The 16199-nt window shown below is 40.7% G+C and carries 12 protein-coding genes; 6 read left to right on the forward strand and 6 right to left on the reverse strand.

Annotated features, from left to right (window positions below; genetic code table 11):
- Window positions 1-148 precede the first annotated feature (148 nt).
- On the forward strand, window positions 149-1681 hold the full coding sequence (locus OWEHO_RS13225) for a LamG-like jellyroll fold domain-containing protein (RefSeq protein ID WP_014202993.1): 1533 nt from the start codon (window positions 149-151) through the stop codon (window positions 1679-1681).
- Between the two features lie 119 nt (window positions 1682-1800).
- A complete protein-coding gene (locus OWEHO_RS13230) occupies window positions 1801-2643 on the forward strand; it encodes a DUF2971 domain-containing protein (protein WP_083828009.1) in 843 nt (280 codons plus the stop codon).
- Between the two features lie 116 nt (window positions 2644-2759).
- Here OWEHO_RS13230 and purL read toward each other — a convergent pair whose 3' ends face one another.
- The 3 genes from purL to OWEHO_RS13245 form a co-directional block, all read right to left on the reverse strand.
- Window positions 2760-6446 carry a phosphoribosylformylglycinamidine synthase gene (gene purL, locus OWEHO_RS13235; protein WP_014202995.1) on the reverse strand — a complete coding sequence of 1229 codons (3687 nt, stop codon included), beginning with the start codon at window positions 6444-6446 and terminating at the stop codon, window positions 2760-2762.
- A gap of 188 nt (window positions 6447-6634) precedes the next feature.
- On the reverse strand, window positions 6635-7087 hold the full coding sequence (locus OWEHO_RS13240; RefSeq protein WP_014202996.1) for a cold-shock protein: 453 nt from the start codon (window positions 7085-7087) through the stop codon (window positions 6635-6637).
- Between the two features lie 157 nt (window positions 7088-7244).
- A complete protein-coding gene (locus OWEHO_RS13245; RefSeq protein ID WP_014202997.1) occupies window positions 7245-8882 on the reverse strand; it encodes an ABC-F family ATP-binding cassette domain-containing protein in 1638 nt (545 codons plus the stop codon).
- A 140-nt stretch (window positions 8883-9022) separates the two neighbouring features.
- Between OWEHO_RS13245 and OWEHO_RS13250 the strand changes: the two genes are divergently transcribed.
- Window positions 9023-9739 carry a hypothetical protein gene (locus OWEHO_RS13250; protein WP_014202998.1) on the forward strand — a complete coding sequence of 239 codons (717 nt, stop codon included), beginning with the start codon at window positions 9023-9025 and terminating at the stop codon, window positions 9737-9739.
- Here the strand turns inward: OWEHO_RS13250 and OWEHO_RS13255 are convergent.
- The 3 genes from OWEHO_RS13255 to panC are packed head-to-tail and all read right to left on the reverse strand — an operon-like array spanning window position 9731 to window position 11950.
- Window positions 9731-10741: a lysylphosphatidylglycerol synthase transmembrane domain-containing protein gene (locus tag OWEHO_RS13255; protein ID WP_014202999.1), complete on the reverse strand. Its 1011-nt coding sequence runs from the start codon at window positions 10739-10741 to the stop codon at window positions 9731-9733. The two genes, OWEHO_RS13250 and OWEHO_RS13255, sit on opposite strands and share 9 nt — an antisense overlap.
- A gap of 2 nt (window positions 10742-10743) precedes the next feature.
- Complete coding sequence (gene panD, locus OWEHO_RS13260; RefSeq protein WP_014203000.1) at window positions 10744-11094, reverse strand: aspartate 1-decarboxylase; 351 nt, start codon at window positions 11092-11094, stop codon at window positions 10744-10746.
- 13 nt (window positions 11095-11107) lie between these two features.
- Complete coding sequence (panC, locus tag OWEHO_RS13265; RefSeq protein ID WP_014203001.1) at window positions 11108-11950, reverse strand: pantoate--beta-alanine ligase; 843 nt, start codon at window positions 11948-11950, stop codon at window positions 11108-11110.
- A gap of 99 nt (window positions 11951-12049) precedes the next feature.
- Here panC and OWEHO_RS13270 point away from each other — a divergent pair, with 99 nt between their 5' ends.
- The 3 genes from OWEHO_RS13270 to glmS are packed head-to-tail and all read left to right on the forward strand — an operon-like array spanning window position 12050 to window position 16118.
- A complete protein-coding gene (locus tag OWEHO_RS13270; protein ID WP_014203002.1) occupies window positions 12050-12868 on the forward strand; it encodes a glycogen/starch synthase in 819 nt (272 codons plus the stop codon).
- A gap of 9 nt (window positions 12869-12877) precedes the next feature.
- A complete protein-coding gene (locus OWEHO_RS13275) occupies window positions 12878-14269 on the forward strand; it encodes a DUF4270 family protein (protein ID WP_014203003.1) in 1392 nt (463 codons plus the stop codon).
- Window positions 14270-14273: 4 nt separating this feature from the next.
- Window positions 14274-16118: a glutamine--fructose-6-phosphate transaminase (isomerizing) gene (gene glmS, locus OWEHO_RS13280; protein ID WP_014203004.1), complete on the forward strand. Its 1845-nt coding sequence runs from the start codon at window positions 14274-14276 to the stop codon at window positions 16116-16118.
- Window positions 16119-16199 lie beyond the last annotated feature (81 nt).

The following is a 16199-nucleotide window of genomic DNA, read 5'->3' on the forward strand; positions in this document are numbered from 1 at the left end:
CAATGGAGGTGTACTTACAAGCGTAGGAAGCAAATCGGGCTATCATGGTAAATTGATAGGGTAAACACCTGAATTTCAGTAAAATTATTGGGTTACTGTTTTCCTTTAAGTGGGCATCAAGTATATTAGTCTATCTAAACCAATCATTATGAAAATCAAATACTACTTTTTTCTTGTAAGCTTTTTTTTGCAACTATCCCTTAATGCCCAAGTTCCTGGCTATGTGCCAACTCAAAACTTGAGAGCATGGTGGTCTTTCTCAGGGAATACTAATGATCTTTCAGGCAATGGAAACAACCTGACAAACAATGGGGCAACTTTGTCCACTGATCGAAACTCAAATTCAAATAACGCTTATTTATTTGATGGAACGGATGACTTTATGGCTTTAACAAATCCTTCTTTTGCCTTTGGGCAAGACTCATCTTTTACTATATCATTTTGGTCATATTATAATCAAGTTGGAGGCTGGATATTTGGGCATGGTTTAACGCAAGGTGCAGGTGGCGGCACTGGTAAATTTTGCCACTTTGTTGCTGGCACAAGTTCTGGCGACATTCAGTGGAGAGCAAATAAACAAGGTTCTCCATGGCTAAATGCAATATCTCCGTACGCCCTTAATACTTGGGATCATTGGGTGTGTGTTTATGATAATAAGGTGATGACTCTTTATAAAAATGCCGTTGCTGTAGCTACTCAAAATTTTACTTACACGGGAACGCAAACAGCTACCATGCCTTTGCATATTGGAACCCAACTTACGGGAGGTGGTACTTTCCTTTCAGGAAAAGTGGATGATTTTGGAGTGTGGAACAGAGCTTTGACACAGGCAGAAATCACCGATTTATACAATGGTTGCTCGGCTACAGTTGCAGTTCAGCCCAAGGATGTAAAAGATATACTTGGGGGTAATGTGAAATTTGGAGTATCAGCACCCAATGCTGGTCTAACTTTTCAATGGCAAAAAAAGTCAGGATCTAATTTTCAGAATATTACTAATGGAGGGCAATATTCTGGTGTCACAACTGATACATTAGAAGTTACGTCTTTGACTATAAGTAATAATGGTGAAGAGTACCGCTGTGTGGTAAATGCATCGGGTTGTTCTGATACTTCAGCTGCAGCTGTGATTGAAATATGTGGATTTTTGCAGATGCCAGTGGATCAGACAATAGCAGTGGGTGCTACTGGTGCTTTTTCAACAAAAGTGGCAGATCCTTCCTCCACATTTCAATGGCAGGTGGATAAAGGAACTGGATTTGCAAATGTATACCCGAATGCTCAATACGTGAATCCTACTAATGATACACTCGTAATTACGGGAGTTACAAATGCTCTTAATGGTTATAAATACCAGTGTGTAATAACCAGCGGGGCCTGCACAGGCACATCAGACCCAGCAACGCTTACTGTTAGTAACGTCACGGGAATAGAAGAGCTTATGGATTTATATGATATAAAAATGTACCCCAATCCAGTTCAGGAAAAACTGCATATTACGCACAAAGAGCAGTCAGTAAATATGAGTGTTGCTGTAATTAATGCAGTTGGACAAAAAGTGTATTCTGGCCATTTACAAGAAGGAAATGAGACAGTACTAAATCTGGACTTTTTGCAGACAGGTAACTACTTTGTGAAAATTGGTGATGTATTTTCTATTCCTTTTGTGGTGAAGAAATAAACCAGCCAAAAGTTTTTGAAGTAAAGGGCTGCCAGAAATGGCGGTCTTTTTTGTTTATAGTACAGATAATCGGAATAAAACCTGTCGGGCGATAAAACTCGCTCAAGGTTATATCTTGCATGGAAGAATTAATGATGAATATGGAAGGAAATGACCTGATTTGGCACTATTGTTCGCCAGAAACTTTTATGTCAATCATAGAGAGTAAGGCTATTCGCTTTTCTAGCGTTTATCACACCAATGACTATGGTGAGATGGATTGGGGGTTGTCGTTGGCAGATAGGTTAGTTGAGACTAACTTTTCTAAGGAGGCCTTTTTTCAGGAATATCATAAAAGCAGGCGTACCTGGTTTAAGGATAATGCATTTTTGATTTCATGTTTTTCTTTTAAGATGGATTTATTGAGTCAATGGCGGGGTTATGCTAATAATGGTTTAGGCTTCGCTATCGGTTTTGAAAAGGAGGAGTTGGATAAAGTCTTTGATAACTGTGTAAAGGGTGAAGTTGAGTACAACTTCGAAAGTAAAGTCTTGGATGACTACATTAAGGCCTTAAGGGATGATTTTGTGCAGCCTAATAATGAAAAGGATCTTACCTACGAATTGCTTACTAAAATTGGACATCACTTTAGTTTGTTAAAAGCCCCTGCTTTTAAAGAGGAAGGTGAATATAGATATGTAATGGAAGTAAAAAGTTGGGATCAGGGATCAGGCTTCACAACTTTGGCTACTAAGTTCGATCAATATGGAAAGGGAGCGAACCAAATCAGATTTATCTTAAAAAATGGAATTCCTGTTCCTTACTATGATTGGTCTTTTGGAGATAAATCATTTACTAAAATCATTAAGCAGGTAATCATAGGTCCCAGGAATCCTAGTTCTGTAAAAAATATCGAATTATTTCTTAATATGACACAACATAAGGGAGTAGGAGTTAGCAAATCCAAAATTTCCTACCGATAAGTTATGCAAGAGGTAACCTTATTGATTCTAAGCCTTTCCGTAGTATTCTACATGAAAGGCAACAAAAAAAGGAACCCTCTCGGATTCCTTTTTGTCTAATATCTAAAGTCTAAAATCTAGTTTCTGGATTCCACCCACTCCTTCGCATTTCTGAAAGCCAAGATCCAAGGAGAAAGTACTTCTTGTTTTTTCTCTGCTGGATAATATCCCCAGTTGTGCGGGAAGATAGAACGTTCAAAGTGTGGCATAATCGCCAGGTGACGACCATCTTTACTGGCAATACCAGCTACGTTATAGTCAGAGCCATTTGGGTTCCCTGGGTAACCTTCGTGGGTGTATTTTGCAATTACGTTGTATTCGCCTTCCGCTTCAGGTAAGTTGAATTTTCCTTCTCCGTGTGCAGCCCAAATTCCCAAAGTACAACCTGATAAAGAACCCAACATTACGGAGTCATTTTCAGGAACGGTTACGTTGATGAATCCACTTTCGAATTTACCTGACTCGTTGTGCAACAGTTTTGGATGAACATCGTGCTCAGGGTATAAAAGTCCCAATTCGCCCATTAATTGGCAACCGTTGCAGATACCTAAACTTGCGGTGTTTTCTCTGGCGTAGAAAGCATCCAAAGCCGCTTTTGCTTTTTCGTTGTACAAGAATGCTCCTGCCCAACCTTTGGCAGAACCCAATACATCACTGTTTGAGAATCCTCCAACAAAGGCGATAAAGTTCACATCAGATAAATCTTCACGACCCGAAATCAAATCGGTCATGTGAACGTCTTTTACGTCAAATCCAGCCAAGTGCATAGCGTAGGCCATTTCACGGTCCCCGTTTACCCCTTTCTCACGAATGATAGCCGCCTTAACGCCCGTAGCGTTTTTGCGATTTGGATCCAATCCTAATTCTGCGTAAGCGCCTTTAAAGTCTTTTGGGAAAACGTAGCTCAGCGCTTGGTTTTTATAATTGTCAAAACGCTCTTTCGCTTTGCCTTTTGCGGTTTGTTTCGCGTCAAGCAAATACGAAGTTTTGTACCATGTATCGCGCAAAGAGTCGATATCTAAAACGTAAGTGTTGTTTGCGGTAAGCACTTTCGCTTCGCGCTTATCGGTTACATTTCCAATCACTTTTGCTCCGGCTACAGCCGAAGTTACTTTGTCCACATTCTCATTCGCCACCTGAATCAAGATTCCGGCTTTTTCAGAGAATAATAATTTAATATCGTCTTCGGCTTCAATGCCCGAAAGGTCGATGTTGATACCCACTTTTGGCTCAGCAAAAGTCATTTCCAACAAAGCGGTAATCATACCTCCGGCAGAAATATCATGACCAGCTAAAATCATTCGGTCTTCAATCAATTGCTGAACTGCAGCAAAGTTGGCGGCAAATTGCTTGGCGTCTTTTATGCTTGGCGCAGAAGTTCCAATCTTATTCACAACCTGAGCAAAGCTCGATCCACCTAATTTGAAATCATCGCCACTCAAGTCGATGTACATCAAACTAGAGTTGGTATTGGGCTGCAAAACAGGCTCCACCGTTTTGTTGATTTCGCTCACTTCGCCAACGGCAGTAATGATTACCGTTCCCGGAGAATACACTACATCGTCTTTGTATTTTTGGGTCATGCTCAGGCTATCTTTCCCTGTGGGGATGTTGATGCCTAGCTCGCACGCAAAATCTGAAATACCTTTTACAGCATCGTACAAACGAGCATTTTCCCCTTCGTTCTTAGCTGGCCACATCCAGTTGGCTGAAAGCGAAATTCCGCCCAAACCATCAGCGATTGGTGCCCAGATAATGTTGGTCAATGCTTCGGCAATTGAAGCTTGCGAACCCGCTACAGGATCGATCAACGCAGAAACAGGTGCATGTCCCACAGAAGTTGCAATACCTTTAACTCCACGGTAATCCAAAGCCATAATACCTAAGTTGTTCAATGGCAATTGTACCGGACCAGCGGTTTGCTGTTTGGCCACACGACCGGTTACGCAGCGGTCAACTTTGTTGGTCAGCCAGTCTTTACAAGCCACAGCTTCAAGCTGAAGAACAGCGTTTAAATATTCTTGCATTTTGCTGGCATCGTAGGCCACTTCTGCAAAATTGCTTGGTGTTCTTTTATCTTCTAAAATGGTTTTTGGTGATGAACCAAACATGTGTCCAAGTTCCCAATCCATTGGGTTTTGACCCGATTTTTTGTTTTCAAAAACAAACTTGTGATCGCCCGTAGTTTCACCAACCACATAAATTGGAGCGCGCTCTCTGTCTGCAATTCTCGTTAAAAGGTCGATGTCTTTTTCTTTCAACACCAAGCCCATGCGCTCCTGGCTCTCGTTGCCAATAATTTCTTTGTCAGAAAGAGTTGGGTCGCCAACAGGTAATTTATTTACATCAATCACACCACCGGTTTCCTCCACCAATTCTGACAAGCAGTTTAAGTGTCCACCAGCACCATGATCGTGAATGGAAACAATCGGGTTAATATCTAATTCGGCCATAGCGCGCACTGCGTTGTAGGCTCTTTTTTGCATTTCTGGATTTGAACGCTGAATGGCATTCAGTTCAATTCCGCTGCTAAATTCTCCGGTGGCAACCGAAGAAACAGCGCCACCACCCATACCGATGCGGTAGTTATCACCACCCATCACCACGATTTTGTCGCCAACTTCAGGGGTGTCTTTTAATGCGTCTTTTTCTTTTCCATAACCGATTCCACCGGCTTGCATGATTACTTTGTCGTAACCATATTTTTTGCCGCCTTCTTCGTGTTCAAAAGTTAGAACAGAACCGTTGATGAGCGGCTGTCCAAATTTGTTTCCAAAATCAGAAGCACCGATAGAAGCTTTGATCAAAATGTCCATTGGCGTTTGGTACAACCAATCTCTTTCGGCCATGCCATTTTCCCATTCACGTCCTTCTTCCAAACGAGAATAAGCAGTCATGTAAACGGCAGTTCCAGCCAAAGGCATCGAACCTTTTCCACCCGCCATACGATCTCTGATCTCTCCACCAGAACCGGTTGCAGCACCGTTAAAAGGCTCAACAGTAGTTGGAAAATTGTGCGTTTCTGCTTTAAGCGAGATTACAGAATCAAAATCTTTGGTCTCGAAGAAATCAGATTCATCCTGGCGCTTAGGCGCGAATTGCTCTACGCGACTTCCTTTGATAAAAGCAACGTTGTCTTTGTAGGCAGAAACTATTTTTCCTGGATGGTCAGCAGAAGTTTTCTTGATCAATTTAAAAAGAGAAGTAGGCATCTCTTCGCCATCAATAATAAACTGGCCGTTAAATATTTTGTGACGACAGTGCTCTGAGTTTACTTGCGAAAAACCGAAGATTTCTGAGTCGGTTAATTTTCTGCCCAAGTCTTTCGCCACACTTTCTAGATATTCTATTTCTTCACCGCTAAGGGCCAAACCTTCTTGCTGGTTGTAGGCCGCGATGTCGTCTATGTGTTCTACTTTTTCAGGCGTATGCTCAATGGTGTAAATATCTTGATTCAAACCATTGTACAATACCTGAAGCATAGGGTCATGATCTGCTTTTTCGGAATCTACCATGAAGTATTCCTCAATTCTGTAGATACCTTCAATGCCCATATTTTGGGTGATTTCTACCGCATTGGTTGCCCATGGGGTAATCATCTCTTTGCGAGGGCCAACAAAAAAGCCCTCCAAAGTATCGCTGTTCTGTAATTCAGCGCCCCCGAAGAGCCACGTTAATTTTGGTAAATCTGTTGAATTGATTTCCTGTGAAAGTCCAACTGCGTAAACCTTATTGGCTTCTTTGGACGAGAAAAATTTGATCATTCTAAGCGTGTTAAAACCCTACAATTTCTGAGCGGCAAAAGTACGAAAGGTTTTGGGTTATTCACAGCTTCTTATAGTTGCATAACTGCGGCTTATCATACTTATTTCGCGAGGCTGGTGCATAAAAATCAAAAAGCTCCGAAACCTAATAGAATCGGAGCTTTTGAAAACTTTAAATAAAAGCTGTTTTAAAAACTAGCTTTCTTTACGTCTACTGCATTCATGCCTTTGGGGCCTTTTTCAAGCTCAAAAGAAACTTTGTCACCTTCATTAATTTCTTCTACAGTACCATTAATGTGTACAAAGAATTTTTCGTTGGTGTCTTTTTCTTTAATAAAACCATAGCCTTTTGAGTCGTTGAAAAAATCAACTCTACCAAAACGTGTAGTAATTACTTCTTCGCCTTCTGGTCTTTTTGGAACACCAATTTCGATGTCTTCGGCTTCAATTACGATTTTCTTTGAGGGATCGGGCGGGGTGTCTGTTAATTGACCATGTTCATCAACATAGGAAAACATTTCCTCTGCTGATCTTTTGGGAGCCGCTTTACGCTCTTCGCGTTTCTTTTCCTTTTCCTGACGTTTTTTCAAACGCTTCTTTTCTTTCTCCTTCTTGTTGTAAGTTTCTTGGGATTTAGCCAAACTTTAGTATAATTTAAATTTTATCAAGCCTACCAGAGTGGCCGGCCGGAATTTCCCGCAAGGTAGTGAGAACAAGGCTGATAATAACCATATATTGTATTAAGCTTCTAAAAATCGTTTGGATTTGCTAAAAGCCTGGCACTAAAATACAACCGGTTTACCCCACCAATTCCATCTGTTTCAAGCTTTCTACTTTGTTTCTTTCCAAAAACTCATCTACAGTTTCAAAGTGCTCAATCACGCGTTTGTTTTTAAACTCAAACACTTTTTGTGATAAACCAAGCAGGAAGTCTCTATCGTGAGAAACTAAAATCAAAGTGCCGTCAAATGCTTTCAAAGCTTGCTTCAACACATCTTTTGATTTTAAATCTAAGTGATTGGTGGGCTCATCCAGTATAAGAACATTCACTGGTTCCAAAAGCAACTTTACCATGGCCAGGCGAGTTTTTTCTCCTCCTGAAAGGAAACTAACTTTTTTGTCCAGCACGTCACCGGAAAACATAAAACCTCCCAAAATATTCTTGATTTGGGTGCGAATGTCGCCTTGAGCAATTTGGTCTACAGTTTGAAAAACGGTTAAATCCGGATCCAAAAGTGCGGCTTGGTTTTGCGCAAAGTAACCCACTTTGGCATTGTGGCCTAAGTCGCATTGTCCTTCAAAGTCAATCTCGCCCATGATGGCTTTTATCATGGTAGATTTTCCTTCTCCGTTTCTACCTACAAAACTTACTTTTTCCCCTCTGGAAATGGTCATGTTGGCATCATTGAATACTACATGATCTCCATAAGATTTGCTCAATCCTTTTGCAATTACAGGATAATCACCGGAGCGCTGACAAGGTGGGAATCGAAGGTTTAAGGCTGAGTTGTCTATTTCGTCAATCTCAATGATGTCCAGCTTTTCGAGCATGCGCTCGCGGGAGTTCACCTGATTGGTTTTAGAATACGTTCCCTTAAAACGCTCAATAAAAGCCATGTTGTCGGCAATAAATTTTTGCTGCTCGTTGTAGGCTTTTATTTGGTGGGCACGCCTTTCTTCACGTAAAGTGAGGTAGTGCGAGTAGTTTGCTTTGTAGTCGTAAATGCGGCCCATTGTCACCTCGATGGTTCTGTTGGTGATGTTATCAATAAAGGTTTTATCGTGCGAAATCACCATTACCCCTTTGGCTTTGTTTACCAAAAAGTCTTCCAGCCACACTACGGATTCAATATCAATATGGTTAGTCGGCTCATCCAAAAGTACCAAGTCTGGCTTTTGCAAAAGGATTTTGGCTAGCTCGATTCGCATACGCCAACCACCACTAAACTCACTGGTTTGGCGATTAAAATCTTCTCGCTTAAAACCAAGGCCCATCAAAGCTTTTTCAACTTCAGCTTCAAAGTTGGTGTCTTCAATAGAGTAGTATTTTTCGCCTAGTTCAGAAACTCTTTCAATAAGCTTCATGTACTCCTTCGATTCGTAATCGGTGCGTGTTTCGAGCTCCTTGTTGATGTACTCCATTTCGTCACGCATCTCAAATATCGCCTGAAAAGCTTTGGAGGCTTCTTCTTTTACAGTGCAGTTATCTTCAGTTAAAAGGTGCTGAGGCAGGTAGGCAATCACGGCATCTTTTGGGCAATGCACATTTCCTTTGTTGGCTTTTTGAACCCCTGCAATAATTTTCATCATTGTAGATTTTCCTGCGCCATTTTTACCCATCAGGGCAATCTTGTCATTTTCATTGATTACAAATGAAACATCCTGAAACAGAGCTTCTCCGTTAAACTCAACACCCAATGCATTAACTGATATCATACCTATACTTTTTGCGGCCGCGAAGGTATGAAAAGAAGTAGTGCATCAGGTTGAAGTGCTTAATGTTAACCGTGAAATATTGCTTTGGAAAAAGTAAATGTTTTAACAACTTGCAAGACCGATCACTCAACTAGAACTAAATGAAAAACTACTTAACTCTATTTTTCTTTTTATCAACCATTACTATTCTTTTAAGTCAACCTCAGGTAGGAATAAGAGCTGGCGTATATGGCTTTAATGAGGAAGTTCTATTCCCAAATGGTGCGATTTCCTGGTTAGAAAACGAATTAGATCCTTCGGTTTCAGGGGAGCTGTTTTTTGCACAACACTTTACAAAAAGTAATTGGTTGTGGACGGGGAGTGTTTCGTATCAAAGATTTAGCTGTGAGGCTGAAATACCATTTATGTACACATATGAATCTCAAGGTCGGGAAATACCTGTTTTTACAACCGGAATGAGAACAGAGTTTGATAATGTTGTCGGCTTTAGCTTGGGTATTGGTTATGAGTTTCGAAATAGAAATGAATCGCAGAGTTTCAAGATGGAGATTGGGGGGAGATTGCTGGGGTCTGTACAGAGCGGGATGAGGATAGAAATAGAAGAAAACCCCGACTTAGACTTTGAAGATAACAGTGATAGAGAATTTTCAGAAAGAATAATCTCTGGTTGTTTTTTTAGACCTAGTTATCAATTTAGAATTGGAGACAAGAATTCTCCATGGACAGCAGTTTTATTTATGGAAGGGAATATGTTGTGGAGAAATAAGGCGCCAGTTACAAATCCTGTGTTTACCTATGGTGGAGGCTTGGGGATTAGTTTTGCCTTAGAAAGCAAAGGAAGGAATGGTTTAATTTGAGGCAGCCAACTTTTTTCTCCTTCTCGCTCTCCACAAAAATCCGGCAGCAATGGTTCCCGTGATAACCGTCATTACCAACTGACCCGTGTGTACCAAAGTGGCAAAACTCACACCATCATCAGAAGCTACACCTAATACGCCAAGACCTAGCATAACCAGGTAATGATAGGCGCCAATTCCACCTGGGGTGGGTACTACCATTCCAAATCCTGCAGCAATCATTACCAATAATCCGCTGGAAGGGCTTAGATCTTTGGTGGCATCCAAAGAGAATACACATATGTATACCATTAGGTAATACATTAACCAGATAAAAATGGTGTGTAGTATAAATGGTGTTTTGGATTTTAGCTGTGAAATAGATTTTAAGCCTTCTTTTATACCATCCCAAAAGTCCCGCACTTTTTGGTAAACCGGGTGTAGCATAAATTTTTCACGAAGTAGATAAAGTGTAATTCCACCAATAATAATTACTCCTCCAATGGCAATCTTAATATATAAACCTGTGTTGCTGTCTCCTGTGCCTTGGGTTGCAGAGAAAGCGGTATCAATAAGTTCCATCAGTAAATCAAACTCCAAAATTAAAGTTAGAAGCACCAAAAAGAGGAGCATTAAAAAGTCAATGACTCTTTCTAAAATCACCGTTCCAAAAAGTCTGTTTACTGGGATGTCATCGGTTTGGTAAAGAGCAGTACAGCGCGCTAATTCACCTGCACGCGGTACGAGCATATTTGCAAAATAACCTACCGTTACCGAATGTATAGCATTCCAGGTATTTGGCTTTTTGCCAAGCGGCTCCAACAAAAGCACCCAACGCATTCCACGGCTTATAAAAGCCAGGTAACCCATAATAATGGAAAGAATAACGTAGGTATAATCAGCTTTACGGAAATCGTTTGCCAATTTTTCAAATTCGGTATTGCGAAAAGCGAGGTAGAAAAGACCCGCTCCCACAGCCATGAATAGAATATACTTTGCTATTTGTTTGAGCTTATCGTTCAAGCTTAGTTGAGGGTGTTAGTTACCTCATTAGGGAATATAACCGATGGTTTGAAAGTTTTAGCTTCTTCAAAATCCATGTGGGCGTATGAAATGATGATGATGATATCTCCCGGCTGAACTTTGCGAGCAGCTGGCCCGTTCATGGTAATTTCACCACTTCCACGCTTACCAGTGATAACGTAAGTTTCTAAACGCTCCCCGTTGTTTACGTTTACAATAGCAACTTTCTCACCTTCAATGATGTTGGCTGCCTCCATTAAGTCTTCATCCACCGTAATGCTGCCAATATAATTAAGGTCAGCTCCGGTAATTTTTACCCGGTGAATCTTAGATTTTAATACCTCTATTTGCATGGCGCAAAAGTACTTAAATTAATTGCAAATTATCTATAAGTCTCACTCCTGAAATGTAGGCGGCAATAAAGGCGCGAGCGGGGTCGGTGTTTGACCATGAATCTAAGGGAAGGAGAGTGTTTTCGTTCACTATTTGGGCATATTCAAGTTCTAATTCACTGCCCTCAAAACGTTGAGAAACCAAATTTATTAGCTCTTGCGGAGAATGATCCTTGTAGTTTTCCTTCATCCAGTTTAAGCTTTGCCAAATGATAAGAGACTTTTCCTGGTCTTCGGCAGAAAGAAGTTGATTGCGACTACTAAGGGCCAGTCCTTTTTGACTGCGCTCAATTGGGTGAGGGATAATTTCTACATCAAACCCCATTACTTTGGTAAGTTGACGAATAATGAGAAGTTGCTGAAAATCCTTCTCCCCAAAGTAGGCCTTCGTGGGATTTACTATTTCAAAAAAGCGACCAACAATAGTTGCAACACCATCAAAATGCCCTGGGCGATGCGCGCCTTCCATTACGGTGTCCAGCCCGTTCAAGTTAATTTTTACAGATTCTGTTTTCTCGGGGTACATCTCCTCTTCACTCGGAAGAAAAATTATATCGCAGCCCGTTTTCTCCAGTTTGGCAATGTCAGAGTCCACTTCCCGAGGATATTTTGCCAAATCCGTTTTGTTGTTAAACTGTGTAGGGTTTACAAAAATGCTAATTATGCTGATGTCGTTTTCGCGTGAAGCGTGATCGATCAAAGCAAGGTGTCCGCTATGTAGGGCGCCCATTGTAGGTACAAAACCGATAGACAATCCTTGTCCCCTAAGTTGGGAAAGGTGATTTTGCAAATCGGAAACCTTGGTGAAAATCTGCATTTAATGGCTGTTAAAGCGGACAAAGCTATATATATAAGTTGAAAAATTGCGATTAAAATAGTACTTTTGCAGCTTATTTACCCAAAGTAACAAGCTCTGATGGATAGTAAAAGAATTCTGTATGTAAGTCAGGAAATTCACCCTTATCTCCCCGAAAACGAAATATCAAAACCTTCGCTCGCTTTGCCTAAAAAGATGAATGAGCGTGGGCATCAGGTACGTGTTTTTATGCCAAGATATGGGTTGATTAATGAAAGGAGACATCAGCTTCATGAAGTGATTCGCTTAAGCGGGATCAACATTATTGTAAATGATATGGACCAGCCTTTGATTATAAAGGTGGCATCTGTGCCTCAGGCACGTATGCAGGTTTACTTTATTGATAATGAAGAGTATTTTAAAAGAAAGGCCACCTTTTATGATGAGGATGACAATTTCTTTGAGGATAATGACCAACGTGCCATTTTCTTTTGTCGTGGCGTAGTAGAAACGGTGAAAAAACTGGGTTGGTCGCCTGATATTATTCACTGCCACGGATGGATGGCAAGCTTCCTTCCTATGTATCTTAAGAAGTTTCATTACGATGATCCATTATTTGCTGAAAGTAAATTGGTGCTATCCGTATACGATCATAAAGAACACAAGATGGGAGATTCTTTAAAGAAAAACCTTGAGTTTGATGGTATAGATGGTGAAGATTTAGCGAGATATGAAGACGCTGATTTGAACAAACTTTATGCTGCTGCTGCGCATTATTGCGATGGTGCTGTAGTAGGAAGCGAAAATGTTTCGCAGGAAGTAAAAGATATGATCGCAAAAAACGTTGATACCTTGGTTGACTATTCTGGAGAGGATGATCAAGCCGATAAAATCCAGGAGCTATATGAAACTATAGTGGTGGAAGAATCTGTGGCATAAAGAAGGTATATGACATTATTGAATAATTTTTTTAGAAAGACAGCCATTCTTGCAATGGCTTCTTTGCTTTTTATAGGTTGCGAAAAACCGAATGATGAGCTTGGTTTTAATCAGGTGATTGATGGTGTGCCCGGTGTGGCAGACTTGGTTTTTGACAGTCTTATAAGCTATACTCATAATCAAGATAGTATTTTGGTGGCATTGGCTCGCGAAAGTCAGTCAGCGCTTGGTGGGTATGCTGGTAATAGGCTTTTGGGGTCTATGACTGATGGAAGTTTTGGCAGAGCTGAAGCTTCGGTGATAGCTCAAGTAGCACTCGAAGAAAACAATATTGACTTTGGTACTCAACCTCGGATTGATTCTGTATTTCTCTACATGGAATATAATGGTTTTTATGGAGATACATTCAAACCAATGAATTATGAGGTGTATCAACTCAGTGGAGGTGTTTTTCCGAATGGAGTTTTACTTGATGCTGAGGGTGTGACGGTAGATAGCGCTTATTATTCTGATTATATACCAAATTATGCAACAAAGCTAGGCGAGTTACTGAATCATAAGCCAAAACCAAGTTCACCAATGGTGTTGAATGGGGATGTGGTAAAGGCTGGTTTGAAAATTCCTTTGGATACCAGTTTCTTTAAAACAAACATTATAGAGGCACCATCAAGTGCTTTTGAAAATGATGCAGCATTTATTGAGTATTTTAAAGGTCTTTATATAAGGACGGTAAATACGGATGGTAGTATTGTTTATTTGAATTTAAATACTGCGAATTCTGGTATTCATGTATACTTCTCGGATAGAGCAGACACCACCAATGAAGCCCAAAGAGTTGGCTTCAACTTTTTGCAAAGTAATAGCCCTTTACCTATAAATCTTTCAATTTTCGAGCAAGATTACTTAGGTGCTCCTACAGCCTTTAACCTGAGTATGCAGGATACAATCATAGGCGAAAATGTGAGCTATGCTCAGGCAATGGGCGGAGTATATACAGTGTTTGAAATTCCAGGATTGGATAGTATTGCTAATAAAGGATACTTGATAAATCAAGCCATATTGGAAGTATATAAGGCTGCAGGAACAGGTAGTGGACTCACTCCAAATAGTAGGCTGGAGATCCGTTCATTTGAAGGCGGTGAAATGCAGGGAACCATAAAGGATTTTGATGCTGGCAATACCTTAACTGGAGGAGGAAATTTAGTTTCTGAGCCTCTGAGAGCAGGAAAGTATACATTTGATATTACTAGATATGTATTTGAAATAGCAAATGGTGAAAAGCTTACAAAGCTTGCCATTACACCATATTTGAAAAGCTCTTTAGCTAATAGAGTTATTTTGGCGGGCGGTAGTAATTCGCAGACGCCTATGAGTTTAAAAATATATTTAACCAAGCCGTAAGATTATGTGTGGTATAGTAGGTTACATTGGGCATAGAAATGCAGTGCCTGTAGTTTTAAATGGACTTAGAAGGTTGGAATACCGTGGGTACGACAGTGCAGGTATTGCCGTGATGAATGAAGATGGGCTAAGTCTTATTAAGTGTAAAGGAAAGGTTTCAGATCTTGAGGAAAAGATAAACGGAACATTAAAAGAGAGTGGGATTGGAATAGGGCATACCAGATGGGCTACACATGGTGTGCCTAATGATGTAAATGCGCACCCACATGCGTCAAACTCTGGCAAGATTGTTCTTATCCATAATGGAATTATAGAAAACTATGCGTCTATAAAGGAGGCATTGGCTGGTAGAGGTGTGGCTTTTAAAAGTGATACCGATACTGAAGTTTTGGTGAACCTCATTGAGGACATCAAAAATGCCGAAGGAATAAGTTTGGCGAAAGCCGTGCGTAGCGCACTTAACCAAGTGGTGGGCGCGTATGCTATTGCGGTATTTGAAGTTGATAATCCCAAGAAAGTGGTGGTTGCCAAAAAAGGTAGCCCGCTAGTTTTGGGTATTGGTGAGAATGAATTTTTCATTGCTAGCGATGCCACTCCATTTTTAGAGTATACTAAGACAGCTGTATACTTAGAAGATGATGAAATGGCCGTTGTAGAAATTGGCAAAGAAGTAGAAGTTCGCTCTATTCCTAGCAATAAGGCTATTGATCCTTATGTACACCAATTAAAAATGGACATTGAAGCTATTGAAAAAGGTGGCTATGATCATTTTATGCTTAAGGAAATTTATGAGCAGCCAAAGTCTATTCGCGATACTTTGCGTGGACGATTGTTACCAGAGCAAGGCCTTATAAAAATGGGCGGTGTATTTGAGTACCGCGAAAAGATTGTAAATGCTGAGCGTATCATTATTATAGGATGTGGTACCTCATGGCACGCTGGCTTGGTAGCCGAATATCTTTTTGAAGACTTAGCACGTATTCCTGTGGAAGTGGAGTACGCTTCTGAGTTTAGATACCGTAACCCGGTTATTACCGAAAAGGATGTGGTAATCGCTATTAGTCAGTCAGGAGAAACTGCAGATACTTTAGCCGCGATTAAGTTGGCAAAGGAAAAAGGAGCTACCATTTTTGGTATTTGTAATGTCGTAGGATCTTCTATTGCTAGAGAAACCCATGCTGGTGCTTACACCCACGCAGGTCCAGAAATAGGTGTTGCTTCTACCAAGGCATTTACTGCACAGGTAGCTGTATTGGCGCTTATGGCATTGAGAATTGCTCATGATAGAGGTGTGCTCAAGCAATCCTACTATCACCAACTTTTGACTGAGTTGGATAGCATTCCAGAGAAAATAGAAAAGATGCTAGAGAGCGATGCTCAGGCAAGACATATTTCTGAACTATATAAGGATGCTCAAAACTTCCTTTACTTAGGTAGAGGATTCAACTTCCCCGTAGCACTGGAAGGGGCTTTGAAGCTTAAAGAAATCAGTTACATACATGCAGAAGGATACCCAGCTGCAGAGATGAAGCACGGTCCTATTGCGCTTATTGATGAAAATATGCCAGTGGTGGTCATTGCTCCAAAGAGCGGACAATACGAGAAAATTGTAAGTAATATTCAGGAGGTAAAGGCTAGAAACGGTAAAGTAATAGCTGTGGTTAGCAATGGTGATTCTGAGATAGCCCGGATGGCCGATCACGTAATTGAAATTGAAGAAACCGCGGAAGTATTTTCTCCATTATTGACTACTATTCCTTTGCAATTATTGTCTTACCATATCGCGGTAATGCGCGGGTGTAATGTAGATCAGCCCCGTAACTTGGCGAAGTCTGTTACCGTGGAATAGGACTAAGTTGAGTTTGAAATATTATAAACCTGTCAGCGAAAGTTGACGGGTTTTTTTATGTCAAGAAATTATTATTGGAAA

Source organism: Owenweeksia hongkongensis DSM 17368, from assembly GCF_000236705.1.
GTDB lineage: Bacteria > Bacteroidota > Bacteroidia > Flavobacteriales > Schleiferiaceae > Owenweeksia > Owenweeksia hongkongensis.